Below are 15781 nucleotides of genomic sequence, written 5' to 3'. Positions count from 1 at the left end.
CCGCACGCTCACGCCCCGGCCTGTTCGGCGACCACCCGGACCAGCCGGTCGAAGCGGCCGGCTCCGGTCAGGGCGTCGGCGGGGAGGCGGATCCCGAACTCCGCCTCCACCGCGAGCACGATCTGGAGCTGGCCGAGCGAGTCCCAGCCCGGGGTGAGCCCCACCCCGCCGCCCCGGACGTCGGCGCCCGGTCCCAGCACCCCGCGCACGGCGGCCTCCACCCGGTCGGCGAGGTCCCCCCGCCCGGGTGCGGGGGCGGCGGCCGGCGTCAGGGGGGCCGGGGCGCCGTCCCGGGCCGGGGCGGCGGCGTCCTCCCGGGTGCCGTCGAGGGCGAAGCGGGTGGTTCCGCCCGTCGTGAGCCACACCCGGCGCGCGGGTGCCCTCGTATCGGCGGCCTCGGCGGCGACCACCTCGGCGACCTCCTCGGGCAGCAGGCCGAGTCCGTCCGGCCGGACGTCGGCCGAGTAGCGGCCCTGGACGTAGCCCGGCTCCACGACGACGGCGCGGATGCCGTGGGCGCCGTGGTGGCGGTCGATGCCGTGCAGCACGCTCTCGGCGGCGGCCTTGCCCGCGACGTAGTCCGACCAGCCGCGGGGGTGGTAGCGCAGGGCTTCCGAGCCGATCAGGACGATGCTCCCGCGCTGGCGCAGCAGCATGCCGTCGAGGACCGCGTCGGCCAGGTCCCGCAGCGCCGCGTAGCCGACCTCCAGGTGCTCGGCGTGGCCGGCGGCCAGGGGTGCGGCGGCGGCGTGCACCAGGGCCACGGGCTCCAGGGCCGCCAGTTCGGCGGCGGCCGCCGCGCGCGCGGCCGGATCGGAGAGGTCCGCGGTCACGGAACGCACGGTGACCCCGGCCTCCTCGCACTGCCGTACGAGGTCCTCTGCGCCGCCCCGGTGGACCAGCGCGAGGTCCCAGCCCCGGCGGGCCAGTTCGCGGGCGACGGCCGAGCCGATGTCCCCGGCGGCGCCGGTGACGACGGCGGTACGGGGGGCGTCGGCCGGAACGAGCAGGCCGCCGGTGGTCGCGTCGGGGCGGGGACGCGGGGCGCGCACGGTGCTGCGGACCTCCCCCTCCAGGACCGGCTCGCGGTCCTGGTAGGCCAGCACCCGGCAGGTGAGCACGCCGGTGGCCTCGCTGAGGGCGTCGACGCGCAGGGAGTAGTGGACGGGCCGGTCGAAGGCGACCGGGCGCACGGGGCGGAACTCCGTGCCCAGGATGACCGCCCCGGGTCCGGGCAGCACCATGCCGATCAGCGCGGACACCGGGCCGAGGGTCATCACGAGGGGGACGATCGGGGTCCCGAACTCGGTCTCGGCGGCGTGCGCGGGGTCGTGGTGCACGGGGTTGTGGTCCCCGGTGACGGCGGCGAAGGCCGTGAACTCGGCTGCCGTGAAGGTGTGGCTGCTGTGGGCGATGTCGCCCGGCTTGACGTCATGCACGGTGGTTCTCCGCCTCGGTGTGGTCGGCGATCCGCAGCCACGCGGGGGCGTGCTGCTCGCCGGTCAGGTCCAGTCGCCAGGTCCCCGCGGCCTCGCCGGGTGAGAATCCGGCGTCCGCGAACACGGAACGGCAGGGTGCGTTGCGCTCGGTCGGGGTGACGAGCCCGTGGAGCCGGGTGCGTCCGGCGGCGGCCAGGGACGCCGCGAGCCAGCGCAGCGCGCCCGCCTCGACGCCGCGTCCGAGGACCCGGCAGGACAGCAGGTAGGTGTCCACGGTGCTCTCGGAGCCCTGGTGGGTGAGGACCAGCAGGCCCAGGTCCTCGCGGGCGCTGAACCGGTCGGCGACGGCGAGCACGAACACGTCCGAATCGGGTGCGGCGGCCAGGCGGCGCAGTTCGGCGCGGGTGTGGCGGCGGGTCGTCGTGTTGAACTGGTTGGTCTTCGCGCACAGTTGCTCCGCGCGGGCGGTGTTGCCCTCGGTCAGCGGGCTGATGTGCAGTTCGGTGCCGAGCGAGGCGTAGAAGTCCTCGATCCGCTCGAAGCCGCGCCGGTGGCGTTCGGCCTTCTCCCGGGCGCGGTACTGCTCCGTGCGACGGCGGTCGGCCTCGGTCACGTTGAACACGGTGGTGTAGGGGCTGTCCAGCAGGGCGTCGGCGTATCCGGCGGGGTCCTCGGGCAGCTCCGGCACGATCACCTGGGGGAGGAACTCCCTTACCCGGGCCCGCTCCACGGGGTTGTCGTCGAGGAACAGGACGTGGCCGAGGCCCACGTTGAGCCGTTCGGCGATGTCGGCGATGGCTTCGGCCTTGGGCCGCCAGCTGATCTCCGTCGCCACGAAGTCGTCCTCGCCCAGCACCATTCCGGAGTGTTCGCGGATCGCGCGCAGGGCGAGGTCCTCGTCGTTCTTGCTGCTGATGGCGAGGGCCACGCCCTGGTCACGCAGGGCCTTGAGGGCGCGCTGGAGCCTGGTGTGCGCGTTCCCGGGGTGGTCGGTGCCGATCTGGATGCCGTCGATGCCGTCCTCGCCGACGACCCCGTGCCACAGGGTGTTGTCGAGGTCCGTGACGATGACGCGGGCGGTGCGGCCCGTCACCGAGAGCGTGAGCCCCCAGAACCTGCGGGCCAGGGCGCGGCTGAGGGCGGCGCCGAAGGGGACGCGGCCGACCAGCCACAGCCGCTGGTCGACCAGGGGGCCGCCGCCGGCCCGGGCGACGACCTCGGACAGTTCGACGAGGTGGACGTTCTCGTGGCCGTCGAGTGCCTCCCGGAGGAGCCGGTCGGCCTCGCGCAGCAGCGGCCCGGTGGACAGCGGCGACGGCTGGAGGGGGGCGAAGGAGAGGACGAAGACGGGCCGGTCGGTGGTGGCGGCGTAGGCGCGGACCAGGCCGGTGTAGTGCTCCATCGCGTCGGCGAGCCGTTCGCCGTCGGCGGGGCCGAGGGTGTCGGCGGCGAGGACGTCTTCCAGGCGGTCGGTGAAGAAACTCGCGTGCGGGGCGAACCGGCGCAGCTCCGAGGCCGGGTCATGGATCTCCCGGGCGAGGGTGCCGTAGGCGGGCGCGTACACCGCGTGCGGGACGGAACCGAGTGCCCGGCGCCCTTCGGCGCCGGTCTCGGCGGCCAGGATCTCCAGGTTGCGCGTGCCCAGCAGGGCCAGCCGTACGGGTTCTGCGGCCCGTTGGCGGACCCGGTGCTCGATCACCCGGGGTTCACGGACGAGGACGTACGGGTCCTCCGTGATCAGCTCGTCGCAGGCGCGGGCCAGCTCCCGGGTGGAGACGGCCTCCACCGCGGCGCCCCAGAGTCCGGCGCGGGCGACCGCGCCGTCGCCGCGCAGCCGGTCGAAGACGGGGGTGAAGTCGAGGACCGAGTCCAGGGCCGTGTCCCGGACGATCATTTCGAGGTCCACGGGGACGGGCCCGGCGCCGAAGTCGGCCGTGCCGCTCACCGTCATCGGGTGGCGGTACGGGACCTTGCCGAGTTCCTCGTAGCGGTGGACCTGGGTGCAGGAGTTCCATGCGGCGCCGAGGGTGACGATCCGCGCGTCGTGGCGTTCGAACACCTCGAAGACGGTGCCGTCCCCGAAGGCCGTGTCGGGGCGGCAGGCGGTCAGCTCGTCGGTGAGGGGACCCGCCACGGCGAAGGAGTACACGGGGTGGGGGGTGCGGCGGACCTCGGGCAGGCCGAGGAACCATTCGACGAGGACGCCCGTTCCGGGGGCGGAGGTGCGGTGGTGGTACTCCTTCGTCCGGCAGAACTCGAAGGTCACGGCGGGCAGGGCGACCGTGATGCCCTCGGCGGTCAGGGCGCGCAGGGCCGCGAGGAGGTCGCCGCGCAGCCCCTCGGCGGGGGTGCGGAAGGCGAACAGGCTGGAGTGCAGCACCACCAGGCGGTCGGTGGGGCGCAGTACGGACTTCAGCGCGGCGAGGATCTCGTCCCGGCGGGACGCGGCGGCCATCACGAGGCTCCCGTGGCCAGCGGCGAGGGCCGGCCGGCGAGGACGGCGGCCAGCGCGCCGGCGAGGCGGGCGTTCTCCTGCGGGGCGCGGCAGGCCACCCGGAGGTAGCGGTCGCCGTCCGGCATGGACTTGCCGCCGCAGTCCTTGACCAGGATGCCGTGGCCGGAGAAGGTGCGGCGGACGACGTCGAGCGCGGAGGTGCCCTCGGGCAGCCGCAGCATGACGTAGTTGGCGTCCGGCGGGTAGACGGTGACACCGGGGAGGGCCCCGAGCAGCTCGGCGAGTTCGTCGCGGTCGCGGCGGACCTGGGCGCAGCTGGCGGCGAAGGCGTCCCGGTAGCGGGGCAGCAGCCGCAGGAAGGATTCGGCGAAGCCGTTGACGTTCCAGATGGGCAGGGCGGCGCGGACGTCGGCGACGAAGCCGAGGTCGGCCGAGAGCAGGTAGCCGAGGCGGAGTCCGCCGATGCCGTAGACCTTGCTCATGCTCTTGACGACGGTGAGGCCGCGCAGTTCGGCGAGGTCGGGCTCCAGGCTGTGGCCCGGTGCGCAGAAGTCCACGAAGGACTCGTCCACGACCAGCCGGATCCCGGCTTCGGCGAGGAGGCCGGCGAGGGTGACGAGGTCGGCGCGCGGGACGGCCATCGAGGTGGGGTTGTTGGGGGAGGTGATGATCACGGCGGCGACGCCGGCCCGCCGTGCCTCCTCGGCGACCCGGGCGGGGTCCATGGTGAAGGCGGGGGCGGGCAGGTGGATGCGGTGGATGTCCGCCTCGTCGAAGACGGCCTCGTATTCGTTGAAGCCGGGGACGACGAGCCCGACGCGGCCCAGCAGGCCGCCGAGGATCTTGATGAGCTCGGAGGCGCCGTTGGCGACGACCAGGCGCTCGGCGGGCTGGCGGATCGCGGCGCCGAGCAGCTGCTGGAGCGGCAGGTGTCCCACGGGGTAGTGGACGAGGGCGTCGCGGAAGTCCTGGGCGAGTTCGTCGACCAGGGACGGCGGGGGGAAGTACAGGTTGTACAGGAGGCGGTGGTCGACGAGGTCGTAACGCCAGTACCCGCCGTGCAGGTTCTCCAGGATGGTCAGGCGGTCGTCGTCGGCGGCGAAGAGGTACTCGGCGGCCGCGTGGTCGGTGAGGTCGTCCACCTCGTACCAGCGCAGGTCCCCGCAGTCGACGCCGTGGACGCGGAAGCGGCCGGCGGTGACGGTGTCGGCGATGACCAGCTCGTAGTAGGCGCCGTGGCCGCCGTCGGCGATGAGGGCGCTGAGCGCCGGTGTGAACTCCTCGCGCAGGTAGCGTTCGCGCAGCAGGTGGACGTTGGCGGTCTTGAAGGTGCGGCCGAGGTCGATCTCCGGGCCCTGCTGGGCGGGGAGCAGCACCTCCGAGACGGTCCCGTCCGGGGCGAGGGTGACGACGGTTCCGTTCATCGGGGGCCGGTGGGGTGCGACGGCGGTGGCCACGTCGGCGTCCGAGGCGGCGAGGGCGAGGGGGAGTTCGGGGTCGAACACCACGTCGCCCTCGACGAGGTAGACGTCCTGGTCGAGCTGTTCGCGGGCCAGCCACAGGGAGTAGGCGTTGTTGGTGGTGCGGTAGGCGTCGGATTCGACGTACGTGACGGTCAGGCCCGCGTGGGTGTCGCCGACCGCCGCGCGCACCTCGTCGGCGAGGTAGCCGACGACGAGCACGGCCTCGCGCACACCGGCGGCGGCGAGGCTGTCGAGGGTGCGGAGCAGGATGGGCGTGCCGGCCACCGGGAGCAGCGGCTTGGCGTGGTCGAGCCCGAGGCGGCGGCCCAGCCCCGCGGCGAGGACGACGGCCTTGGTCGGCCTGTTCATGTGTGGATCTCCCCCGTGGTGGTCGTGTTCAGCAGGTCGTCGAGGACGATCTCGCCGATGTCGTGCTGGTAGAGCCAGACTCCGTCGGCCCTGCGGGTGTAGCTCGGTTCGCCGCCGATGTCGGCGGAGGGCGCCAGGCCGGCACCGAGCCCGTAGGCGACGAGCCGGGGATGGGCGGTGCCGTCGGTGTCGACGAGGTGGCCGCGGCCGGTGACGACGGTGCCGGTGGGGCCGGTGGCCGGGGTGAGGGCGGTGCCGTCCGCGCGGGTGACGGGCGGCAGGTCGGCCTCGAAGCCGTTGGCCATGACGATGACGTCGGCGTCGGCGAGCGCCTTGTGGGCGGCCTCGGTGTCCTGGAGGTCGCCGGCGCGCAGGAGGCGTACGGGCGCGGGGTCCGCGCCGGGCAGGCCGAGGGCGGCCCGGGCCAGCTCGTGGGCGCGGCCGCGGAGGCCTCCGTAGCGGTTGACGCGGCCGTTGACCGGGCAGACGTCGAGCTCCGGGTCGAAGGCGTAGCCGTCGGCGCGGGCCTCGTCGGCGCTGTCGTACCAGAGCCGCAGGCCGGTGCGGTGGACGAGGGTGATCTCTTCGGTGCCCCGCGCCAGCAGCAGGTCGACGGCCGACCAGGCGCTGTGCGAACCGCCCACGACGACGGCCTTGCCGTGCACGGGGGGCGGGGTGAGGCGCGCGTCGATCAGCGACGAGGAGTGGCGGACCTTGTCGCGGTGGGGGGCGAGTCCGAGGCCGGGCACCAGCTCGGCGTCGGCGTACCCGGCGAGCGGGCGGCCGCCGGTGGCGAGGACGGCGCGCCGGGCGGTGAGTTCGCGGCCGGAGCCGGTGGTGACGACGACGCCGTCGGCGGTGAGCCGGAGGGTCTCGGCCCGGTCGCGCAGCACGGCGCAGCGCGGGTGCGCTTGCAGCAGGCCGGCCACGACGGCGCCGAGGCGGGTCAGGAAGGGGGCGACCACCGAGAGCGGCGGGTGGTCGTCGGCGTGGGACCTCAGCAGCCGGGTTTCGGGCAGGTCCCGCAGGGCGGCGAAGGGCCCGGTGTCCCCGAGGCCGTCGAGGCACTCCAGGAAGGGGCCGCCGAGGGAGTTGGCGCCGATGCGGTAGTGGGCGAGGCCGCCGGGTCCGACGGGGCCCGGTTCGACGAGGGCGATGCCCCGGTCGAGCAGTTCGTCGAGGCGGCCGGAGCGGGCGGCGGTGATGACCGGTCCGAGTGCTGCGGGTCCTCCACCGCAGAACACGAAGCCGAAAGCGGGGTCGGCGGACGGCAAAGAGATTCCCCCAAGAGCATGCTTCTCGCTCCCGGCATAACCGCCTGCGTTGTGCGCATGAGTCGGGCCGGGATTTGCTGAACTGATCGCCGAATAAACCAAACACGGGGTGAACGAGAAGTCAACACGAGTTGATCACGGAGGTCCTGAATGACCATCTCCGTTCAGCTGCCGCCGGGTTGACGAACGTGTGCTTCAATGTGCGGTCTCGACGAAAGGGAGCGTGCGGTGGCCAAGGTCAGCATCTGTATCCCGGTGTACAACCGGCCTGCGGAAGTAGAGCGTGCGGTGCGCAGCGCTCTCGAACAGACCTATAGCGATATTGAAGTCGTCGTCGTCGACAATGCGAGTACCGACGACACCTGGGACGTCATCACGAAAATCGCGGAATCCGATGCGCGGGTGCACGCGTACCGAAATGATTCGCTGCTGCCCCGGGTCCGGAACTGGCGCCGCGCCCTTGAATTGAGCGAGGGGGAATACGTCAAACTCCTGTTCTCCGACGACTGGATATCGCCGGATGCGGTCGCGCGTTCCGTGGAGGTGCTGGACCGGTCCCCGCGCGCCGGGTTCGTGTTCACGGCGATGACGTGGCACTACGAGGAGCCGCGGACCTTCTACCGGCACCGCGAGGGGCGGATGTCCTCGATGGAGTTCCTGGTGCGGTCGGCGACGGTCGAGGACCAGGTGCCCGTCAGCGCCTCCTGCACACTGATGCGCCGGGCCGACCTGCTCGACGTCTTCCAGGACGAGCTGCCGGGCAACCTGCCGTTCGAGTTCAGCCACGGGCTCGGCCTGGACGGCACCCTGCTGTGGCGGGTAGCGGACCGGTACCCGTACGTCCACCACATCGCGGCCGACCTCGCGCACTCGGCGGACCCGCACTCGGGCGAACCGAACACGCGGATGCAGATCGGCGCGGAGCGCCACGAGATGATGTGGTGGGCCTACCGCAACGCCTTCGCGCAGACCCTGCTGGCCTCGCGGCGTCCCGCGCACCATCTGCGGGCCCTGCGCACGGCCCTGCTGGTGTCGTGCGTGCCGCTGCGCCCGACGGCCGTGGCGCTGCGCAACCTGCGGCTGTTCCGGCTGATGTTCCCGGGGCGGTGGTGGGACCTGTCACCTCTCGCCGCGCCGGTACGGTCCCTGGTGGCACGGCGGCTGCGGGAGCCGCTGGACCCCACGATCCCGCTGTAGCGGGGCGGGGCCCGCGGGCAGGGCGAGGCCCGCGGGCAGGGCTGCCGGTCAGGCGTAGTCGAGCCGGATCGCGGCGCCGATGGCGGCGACGGCGTCCCTCAGCCGGTCGTGATCGGCGGCGGTGCCGTGGACGGTGCCCAGGTGGCCTTCCGTACCGGCGCGCCAGTGCAGGGCGCGGCCCGCCGCGGGGTCCACCTTGACCTGCCACACCTCCGCCATGCCGGCCACCTGGTCGAGCCCGCGGATCCCGGCCAGGGTGGCTCCGGCATCGGCGGGCGGCGTCACGAAGTACACGAACTCCACTGCGGAGAAGCTCAGTTCCGGCACATCCAGCGGGAGGCCGAGGGCGGCCCGCAGCGCGGCGCGCAGCAGGTCGAAGCGGGTGGAGCGGCGCAGCAGGGCACCCACGTAGCCGCCCATCCGGCCGTTGACCTCGATCAGCCGGGGCCCGTCCGGGGTCAGCTTGATCTCCACGTGGGTCACGCCGTCGGTGATCCCGAGGGCCCGCAGGGCGGCGCCGGTGAGCTCCAGGACCTGCCCGGCCAGCGGCTCGGGAAGGCCGGCGGGCTGGAACATGCCGGTCTCCCGGAAGGGCTCGGCCAGCGGCAGTTTGCCCGTCACGCACACGTGGCGGACGGTCCCGGCCGAGCTGACCGACTCCACCGACACGTAGTCCCCGAAGCCCGGCCCGGCGGCGTCCGGGTCGCCGGTCAGCAGTTCCTCCACCACGAACTCCGCTTCCCCGCCCGCGAGGAACTCGGCGGCCACCGCCATGGCCTGCTCGAAGTCGTCGACCCGGCAGGTGTCGACGCTGCCCGCCCCGCTGCGCGGCTTGATGACCGCGGGCAGGCCGGTCTCGGCGAGGGCGGCCGCCACCTCCGCGACGGTCCGGACGGCCACGCACCGGGTCGACTCCACCCCGGCCTCGCGCAGCCGTGCCCGCTGCCGCTCCTTGTCCACCAGCGCGGCGGCCACCTCGGGCGCGTGGAAGGGCAGTCCGCACGCCCGGGCCAGCTCCGCCGTGGCCGCGAGCCGGTACTCGCTGAAGGTGGTGATGCCGTCGGGGCCCAGTTCCACGAGGGCGGCACGCCGCTGCCCGGGCGACAGCCCAGTCATGTCCAGCACCCGTGCGACCTCTCCGAGCCGGGCCACCGCGCCGGCCGAGCCCGGCAGGTCCTCGTCGCAGACGAAGACGACGGTGCACAGCTTGCGGGCGGAGGCGAGGATCTCCACGTGTCCGGCCGATCCCCGGTCGAACACCACGGCGAGAAGAGGAAGTTCGCGTCCCATGGCCCCATGCTAGGAACGGCGTCCTCGAGTCCGCGTCGAGCCGTCGTGAGCGCCGCGCCGACCGCGCCGCGGCCGGATCTCCGGTGGCGGGTCAGGGCTGGTCCGGGACGCAGATGTCGAGGACGCAGATGTCGTCGCGGTTGCCCGGGCGCAGGGCAGCGAGGGAGCGGGCCAGGGTTTCGCCGCGGCCCTCGCCCAGCAGCCGGAGCGCGGTCCCGGCCAGCCGGCCGAGGCCCGCCTCGATGTCCTCCCCCGGGTCCTCCACCAGGCCGTCCGTGTACAGCAGGAGGTGGTCCCCGGGCAGCAGTTCGATCACGTCCTGCCCGTACGAGGAGTCGAACGCGGCCCCCAGCAGGCTGCCCTCGGGCTGCGGCAGGAAGCGCGCTTCGCCGCCCCGGAGCAGCAGCGGCGGCAGGTGCCCGGCCCGGACCCAGGTCAGGCGGTGGTCCCAGGGCCGGTAGCGGCCCATCACCATGGTGGCCGTCGCCCCGTACGGGTCCGTCGCGTTGTGCATCAGGAGGGTGTTCAGCAGGCGCAGGACGTCCGGGAGGGGGGAGCCGGTGATGGTCATGCCCTTGGTGGTGAACCGGAGCTGGGCCATGGTGCCGACGGCTCCCAGGCCGTGGCCGGCCACGTCACCGACGACGAACAGGGCGCTGCCGTCGGGGAGTTCGATCGCCGAGTACCAGTCGCCGCCGACGTTGATCCCGCTGTCGGCGGGCACGTAGGCGACGTCGACGCACAGGCCCGCCAGCTCAAGCGACTGCTGGGCGATCGGCAGCAGGGTGTCCTGGAGGCGGGCGGCGAGGGCGCGTTCGGCCGTCAGCATGCCGCGCTGGACCAGGTTGGCGCGCTCGCTCTCCAGCAGGGCCTGCTCCGTCGCCCGCTGGGCCGTCACGTCCTGGAAGAAGCCGTGCACCTCGATCGGGCTGCCGTCGGCGTCCCGCTGGGCCTCCGCCACGAGCCGCAGGTGCCGCACGCCGCGGGCGGTGCCGATCCGGAACGGCTGGTCGATCGCCCCGCCGTCGCCCAGCAGCCGCCGCACCGCCTGGGCCACCCTCGGCAGCTCCTCCGCCGACAGGTACGCGGGCAGCTCGTCCAGCCGCAGGGGGCCCAGCGCCGGGTCCCGGTCGAAGATCGCGTAGACCTGGTCGGACCACGTGATGGTGTCCGTCACCAGGTTCCAGCTCGCCCAGCCCAGGTTTCCCAGCCGCTGCATGTCGGCCAGCCTGCGGGCCTCCCGCTCGTTCGTGTCGTGGCGGATCCACGACACCACGAGCCGCTCCCCCAGCCGGGCCGCGCGCACCGAGTACACGGACTGCTGCTGCACCCCGGCGGTGACCTCCTCGTAGGTGAACGGTTCGCCCTCGTACACCGTTCCCGTGGCCAGCACGTCCAGGTACCCCTCCCAGAGCGCGCTGCCCGCGACCGTCGGGTAGGTCTCCAGGATCCGCCGCCCCACCAGCTCCTTGCCGCTGCGTCCCGCCACGTCCAGCGACTCGGGCGCCGCCGCGTCGATCCGGTAGTCCTCGATGTCCCCCGAGGGCGAGCGCAGCGGCGTCAGCAGGACCGCGGGGCCCGAGACGGCGTCGAGGACGGACTGGACGGCGTCCAGGTCGTCCTCCGGGCGGGCCGGGCCGTGGGGGCCCCGGTCCTCCCGCAGCGGGCCCGCGCACAGCCGCACGGCCCGCCGGAGCAGCGTCCGGGTGGTGGCGTCGAAGGGGCCCTGCCGGGTGCGGAAGAAGCCGACGACGGCCGGTACCGGCCCGGCGGCCGGTACGGGGAGCCAGGCACGGGAGGGCCACTGCCCGGGATCGCCGATCAGCTGGTACCGGAGGGCGTCGCGCTCGTGGTCCTCCAGCCACACCGCCTCGCCGGACTGCGCGGCCTCCAGCCCGGCGACCCCGCCGAGCGGGGGGATGTGGCTCCACTGCTCGGCCACGGCGTCGCCGGCACCGGCGTGTCCGGCCAGTTCCAGGCTCCCGGCGGCGGCCACGGTGTAGATCATCACCGCGTCCACGTCCTCCGGTTCCCCGAGCGCGGAGCGCAGCAGCTCCGCGATCTCCTCCGGGGTCCGTACGCCGGCCAGGTCCCGGGCCAGCCGGGCGAGGAGCCGCCGGTTGCGGGCCGCGCGGCCCGCGCCGTCGCCGTCGCCGTCCCGGTCAGCCGTGCCCGGCCGGCCCGTACCGTCGTCCGGTGCCCGCGGCCGCGGCCGCACGGGGGGCCGCTCCGCCGGCGGGGCGGCCGCGGGGCTCCCCTGGCCGGTGCGTCCGAGGGTGATCCAGCACTCCTCCAGGACGGAACGCCGGTGCTGGGCGGCGCGCTCCAGGAGGAGCTGGTAGGCGGCGTCCGCCGAGACGTCCCGCTGGGCCATCACCACGCCCCTGGCGCGTTCGAGGACGGCCGCCATCGAAGCCACGCCCTCCAGGTCGACGACCTCGGCGCGCAGCCTGGCCACGACCTTGGCCAGGGCCAGCACCTCGGGGGACGCGGCGTCACCGGATGCGGGTAGCCCGGACTCGCCCTCCATACGTCGAGGATGCCACGCGGGCCGTGGGGCGGGGCGGGCACGATCCCCCGTCGGGGTGACCGGGTCGGCCGCAGCCCCGCTCGCCGGGGGGCTGGTTTGCCCGGCCGGAGGGTGGGCAGCCGCGCCCATACAGGCGAAAGGCCCCAGGACGGAGGCCCGGGATGTCCACAAGCACACTCATTGCCGTCATCGCCGTCGGCGTTGCCGTGGTGATCGCGCTCGCCGTGATCATGTGGCTGCTGGCGCGGCGGCGTCACCTGCGCGACCGCTTCGGACCGGAGTACGACCGGACGGTCGAGGAGAAGGGCGGCGCGCTGGCCGCCGAACGCGAGCTGCGTGCCCGTGAAGCGCGGCACGACGAGCTCGACATCAAGGAGCTCCCCGCCGACCGCAGGCGCCAGTACTCGGAGCAGTGGACCGGCGTCCAGGAGCACTTCGTGGACCGTCCGGCGGGCGCCGTCGACGAGGCCGACGACCTGGTGTCGCGGCTGATGCGGGAGCGCGGCTACCCCACCGAGGGGTACCAGGGCGCGGTACGCGACCTGTCGGTCGACCACGGCCGGACACTGGAGCACTACCGGGCGGCGCACGACGTCAAGACGCGCAGCGCGAGCGGGCGCGCGACGACGGAGGAGCTGCGCGGTGCGATGGTGCACTACCGCGCTCTGTTCGAGGAACTGCTCACGGACCAGAGGAGCCGGTGACATGCAGAACCACGACGAGAACACGACGGCCGGACGCACGCCGCTGAGCACGGAGGACCTGGCGCGCCCCGCCGGTCCCGACCCGAGCGGCGCCCCCGTCTACCCGGGCGAGGCGTCCGCGGAGTCCGGCACCTACGGCGGCCCCGGCGCCGCGGACACCGGGGAGGCACAGGACCTGCGGGACGTGGAGGGACGGGACCCGCGGGACGTGGAGGAGGAGCCGCAGGAGTCCCTGGAGCCCTCGGAACCCGACGCCGGGGACGAGCAGCCGCTGCTGGCCGCCGGGGAGGCCGAGCGGTACCGCACGGAATGGGCCGAGATCCAGGGCCGCTTCGTCGACGACCCCAAGGACGCCGTCACCTCGGCGGACGGCCTGGTCGCCGAGGTCATGCAGAACCTGGCCGGGACCTTCGCCGCGCACAAGCAGGACCTGGAGGGGCAGTGGCAGCGCGGTGACCGCGTGCCCACGGAGGAGCTGCGGATGGCGCTCCAGCACTACCGGTCGTTCTTCAACCGCCTGCTGCGGACCTGAGGACCGGGACCGGGCACGACGTGCCGGAGGGAAGGGGGCGGAACGGCGCCAGCCGTTCCGCCCCCTTCGCTCCGGCACGTGCCGGGCTACTTCCCGTCCGAGGCGCAGCCGATGCATTCGACGTCGATCTGGTCGGCGAGCTCGGTGAGGACGTCGGCCAGTTCGGACACCGTCTCCTCGTCGGCCGGCATCTCACCGGTCTCGGTGGCCCGCACCCAGTCCTCGGCCAGACGGCGGAGCAGGGCGGTGACGTGGTCGGCGGGGATCAGCAGACCCCCGTCTTCCGCGGGGAACAGCGGTATCGAGACCTGGATCATGGGACTTCCTCCCGGACGGCTCTCTTCCGGCGGCTACCCCCGCAGCGAGCGGGCAACCGTCACCCGCCTCCCCGGCCCCGCCCGGCCAGGGCGGTGAGGACCCGGTCGGGGGTGAGGGGGAGCTCGCGGACGCGGCGGCCGGTCGCGCGGGCGAAGGCGTTGCCGATGGCGGCGGCCGCGCCCACCGTGCCGATCTCCCCGATGCCCTTGCCGCCGAGCGGGTTGAGGTGCTTGTCGTGCTCGTCGATCCAGTAGGCCTCGATGTCCGGGACGTCGGCGTGGACCGGTACGTGGTACGAGCCCAGGTCCCGCGCGGTGAAGTCGCCGTGCACCGGGTCCAGCGGGGCGTGCTCGGTGAGCGCCATTCCCAGGCCCATGACCATGCCGCCGACGAACTGGGAGCGGGCCGTCAGCGGGTTGAGGACGCGGCCGGCGGCGAAGACGCCCAGCATGCGCAGCACCCGCACCTCGCCGGACACCGTGTCGACGGACACCTCCGCGAACTGGGCCCCGAAGGCGTGCCGGGCGTACGGGGAGCGCTGCTTGGCGGCGGCCGTGGTGTCGGCGGAGGCACACAGCCCGCCCTCGGGGACCCGGCCGCCGTGCCGCTCCAGTTTCAGCGCGAGGGCGCGGCAGGCCTCGTGGACCGCCCACCCCCAGGAGGCGGTGCCGGAGGACCCGCCGGCCAGGGACGCCGGGGGCAGTCCGGTGTGCCCGATCTCGCACCGCACCCGGGCGGCGGGCACGCCGAGCGCGTCGGCGGCCGCCAGGGCGAGTACGGTCCGCGCCCCGGTGCCGATGTCGGTGGCGGCCACCTCCACCCGGTAGGTGCCGTCCGGCAGGGCGTGCGCCAGTGCCTGGGAGGGGGCGACGAACACCGGGTAGGTCGACGCGGCCACGCCCGCCCCCGTCAGCAGGCCGTCGCGGGCCCGCGGTCCCCGGGTCCGGGGCCAGCCGAAGCGCAGGGCGCCCTCGCGCAGGCAGGCGACCAGGCCGCGGCTGCTGTACGGGCGCCCGCTGTCCGGTTCGGCGGCGGGTTCGTTGCGTACGCGCAGCTCCACGGGGTCCGCGCCCACGGCGTCGGCGAGCTCGTCCATCGCCGACTCCAGGGCGTACATGCCCGGGGTCTCGCCGGGGGCCCGCATCCACGACGGGGTGGGCACGTCCAGCGGGACGACCCGGTGCACGGTCAGCAGGTCCGGCGCCGCGTACATGACCCGGGCGGGGACGGCCGCCTGCTCGACGAACTCCCGGATGCGCGAGGTGTGGGTGGTGATCTCGTGCGCCAGGGCGGTGAGGGTGCCGTCGGGGCGGGCGCCGAGGCGCACCCGGTGCAGGGTGGGGGCGCGGTGGCCCACCACGGCGGGCATGTCGCCCCGGGGCAGCGCGAGCTTGACGGGCCGCCCGGTGTGCAGGGCGGCCATGACGGCGAGCACCACGTGCGGTCGGGGCGTTCCCTTGCAGCCGAAGCCGCCGCCCACGTGCTCAGAGTGGACGGTGATCCGCTCCTCGGGCAGGCCGAAGAGGGAGGACAGTACGGCGCGCACGGTGCCGGCGCCCTGGCTGGAGTCGTACACCGTCAGCCGGCCCCCCTCCGGCTCCGGGCCCGCCTCCCAGACGGCGGTGGCGGCGTGCGGCTCCATCGGGTGGTTGTGCAGCGGGGGTACCGCGTACCGGCAGTCGACGCGCACCGGGGCGGCGGCGTACGCGGCGAGGGCGTCGCCCCGCTCGCGGCGGCCGGGGTGGCCGCCGTTGACCTTCTCGGGCTCGTAGGCGCCGGGGTGGTCCTCGTACAGCCGGACGTCGGGGGCGTGGCCGGGGGCCTCGTACGTCACGGAGACGGCCTCGGCGGCGGCGCGGGCGCGCTCCGGGGTGTCGGCGACGGCCAGGGCCACGTACCAGCCCCGGTGGGGCACCCGGGAGTCCTGGAGCACCAGGAGCTCCGGGTCGTCGGCGGGCCCGAGGCGGGGCGCGTCGCCGGCGGTGAGCACGGCCGCCACCCCGGGGAGCGCGCGGGCCCGGGCGGTGTCCACGCGGGCCACCCGGCCGGTGGCCGTGGTGGCGGGCACCGGCCAGGCGTACAGGCAGCCGGGCGGGGTGTGGTCGGCGGCGTAGCGGGCGGCGCCGGTGACCTTCTGCTCTCCTTCCCGCCGGGTCGCGGGCGAGCCGAGCGCGGGGAAGCCTGCCATGGTGTCTCTCCCTCTCTGCCTT

Annotated in this window: 11 protein-coding genes; 3 read left to right on the top strand and 8 right to left on the bottom strand. The window is 74.4% G+C overall.

Going from position 1 to position 15781, the window contains the following annotated elements; genetic code table 11:
* Nucleotides 1-8: 8 nt before the first annotated feature.
* From AC069X_RS22940 to AC069X_RS22925, 4 genes are read right to left on the bottom strand one after another with little or no spacing between them, the layout of a single operon-like run.
* Entirely contained in the window at nt 9-1439 is a 1431-nt protein-coding gene (locus tag AC069X_RS22940) for an SDR family NAD(P)-dependent oxidoreductase (RefSeq protein WP_478730861.1), read from the bottom strand.
* On the bottom strand, nt 1432-3894 hold the full coding sequence (locus AC069X_RS22935; protein WP_478730859.1) for an HAD-IIIC family phosphatase: 2463 nt from the start codon (nt 3892-3894) through the stop codon (nt 1432-1434). The genes AC069X_RS22940 and AC069X_RS22935 overlap by 8 nt, the downstream gene beginning before the upstream one ends.
* The gene (locus AC069X_RS22930) at nt 3894-5726 is read right to left on the bottom strand and encodes an aminotransferase class I/II-fold pyridoxal phosphate-dependent enzyme (protein ID WP_478730857.1); all 1833 of its coding nucleotides are present in this window, start codon (nt 5724-5726) and stop codon (nt 3894-3896) included. The genes AC069X_RS22935 and AC069X_RS22930 overlap by 1 nt, the downstream gene beginning before the upstream one ends.
* Nucleotides 5723-7000, bottom strand: coding sequence for an FAD/NAD(P)-binding protein (locus AC069X_RS22925; RefSeq protein WP_478730856.1), 1278 nt, complete (start codon nt 6998-7000; stop codon nt 5723-5725). Before AC069X_RS22925 ends, AC069X_RS22930 begins: the two co-directional genes overlap by 4 nt.
* 198 nt (nt 7001-7198) lie before the next feature.
* Here AC069X_RS22925 and AC069X_RS22920 point away from each other — a divergent pair, with 198 nt between their 5' ends.
* Nucleotides 7199-8197 carry a glycosyltransferase family 2 protein gene (locus AC069X_RS22920; RefSeq protein WP_478730854.1) on the top strand — a complete coding sequence of 333 codons (999 nt, stop codon included), beginning with the start codon at nt 7199-7201 and terminating at the stop codon, nt 8195-8197.
* 48 nt (nt 8198-8245) lie between these two features.
* Here AC069X_RS22920 and AC069X_RS22915 read toward each other — a convergent pair whose 3' ends face one another.
* Together AC069X_RS22915 and AC069X_RS22910 are read right to left on the bottom strand one after the other, a co-directional pair.
* Nucleotides 8246-9487 carry an ATP-grasp domain-containing protein gene (locus AC069X_RS22915; protein ID WP_478730852.1) on the bottom strand — a complete coding sequence of 414 codons (1242 nt, stop codon included), beginning with the start codon at nt 9485-9487 and terminating at the stop codon, nt 8246-8248.
* 91 nt (nt 9488-9578) lie between these two features.
* Nucleotides 9579-12017 (bottom strand): SpoIIE family protein phosphatase, encoded by a 2439-nt coding sequence (locus tag AC069X_RS22910; protein WP_478730850.1) that lies wholly within the window; start codon nt 12015-12017, stop codon nt 9579-9581.
* 161 nt (nt 12018-12178) lie between these two features.
* Between AC069X_RS22910 and AC069X_RS22905 the strand changes: the two genes are divergently transcribed.
* Both AC069X_RS22905 and AC069X_RS22900 read left to right on the top strand, forming a co-directional pair.
* Nucleotides 12179-12721 (top strand): hypothetical protein, encoded by a 543-nt coding sequence (locus tag AC069X_RS22905; RefSeq protein WP_478730848.1) that lies wholly within the window; start codon nt 12179-12181, stop codon nt 12719-12721.
* A 1-nt stretch (nt 12722) separates the two neighbouring features.
* Entirely contained in the window at nt 12723-13253 is a 531-nt protein-coding gene (locus AC069X_RS22900) for a hypothetical protein (protein WP_478730846.1), read from the top strand.
* A gap of 86 nt (nt 13254-13339) precedes the next feature.
* On the opposite strand, the gene AC069X_RS22895 is transcribed toward AC069X_RS22900, so the two are convergent.
* Both AC069X_RS22895 and AC069X_RS22890 read right to left on the bottom strand, forming a co-directional pair.
* Nucleotides 13340-13570 (bottom strand): DUF6213 family protein, encoded by a 231-nt coding sequence (locus AC069X_RS22895; protein WP_478730844.1) that lies wholly within the window; start codon nt 13568-13570, stop codon nt 13340-13342.
* 59 nt (nt 13571-13629) lie between these two features.
* On the bottom strand, nt 13630-15759 hold the full coding sequence (locus AC069X_RS22890) for a xanthine dehydrogenase family protein molybdopterin-binding subunit (protein WP_478730842.1): 2130 nt from the start codon (nt 15757-15759) through the stop codon (nt 13630-13632).
* Nucleotides 15760-15781 lie beyond the last annotated feature (22 nt).

It is taken from the genome of Streptomyces sp. NPDC043896 (assembly GCF_056435605.1).
Note: the sequence above shows the minus strand (reverse complement) of the source record. Positions and strands in the feature narration are given on the sequence as shown.

Bases quoted from the DNA above. Each gene is read 5' to 3' on its own strand.
- AC069X_RS22935 (WP_478730859.1), bottom strand. From the start codon at position 3,894: ATGGCCGCCGCGTCCCGCCGGGACGAGATCCTCGCCGCGCTGAAGTCC.
- AC069X_RS22930 (WP_478730857.1), bottom strand. From the start codon at position 5,726: ATGAACAGGCCGACCAAGGCCGTCGTCCTCGCCGCGGGGCTGGGCCGC.
- AC069X_RS22920 (WP_478730854.1), top strand. From the start codon at position 7,199: ATGTGCGGTCTCGACGAAAGGGAGCGTGCGGTGGCCAAGGTCAGCATC.
- AC069X_RS22915 (WP_478730852.1), bottom strand. From the start codon at position 9,487: ATGGGACGCGAACTTCCTCTTCTCGCCGTGGTGTTCGACCGGGGATCG.
- AC069X_RS22910 (WP_478730850.1), bottom strand. From the start codon at position 12,017: ATGGAGGGCGAGTCCGGGCTACCCGCATCCGGTGACGCCGCGTCCCCC.
- AC069X_RS22905 (WP_478730848.1), top strand. From the start codon at position 12,179: ATGTCCACAAGCACACTCATTGCCGTCATCGCCGTCGGCGTTGCCGTG.
- AC069X_RS22900 (WP_478730846.1), top strand. From the start codon at position 12,723: ATGCAGAACCACGACGAGAACACGACGGCCGGACGCACGCCGCTGAGC.
- AC069X_RS22895 (WP_478730844.1), bottom strand. From the start codon at position 13,570: ATGATCCAGGTCTCGATACCGCTGTTCCCCGCGGAAGACGGGGGTCTG.
- AC069X_RS22890 (WP_478730842.1), bottom strand. From the start codon at position 15,759: ATGGCAGGCTTCCCCGCGCTCGGCTCGCCCGCGACCCGGCGGGAAGGA.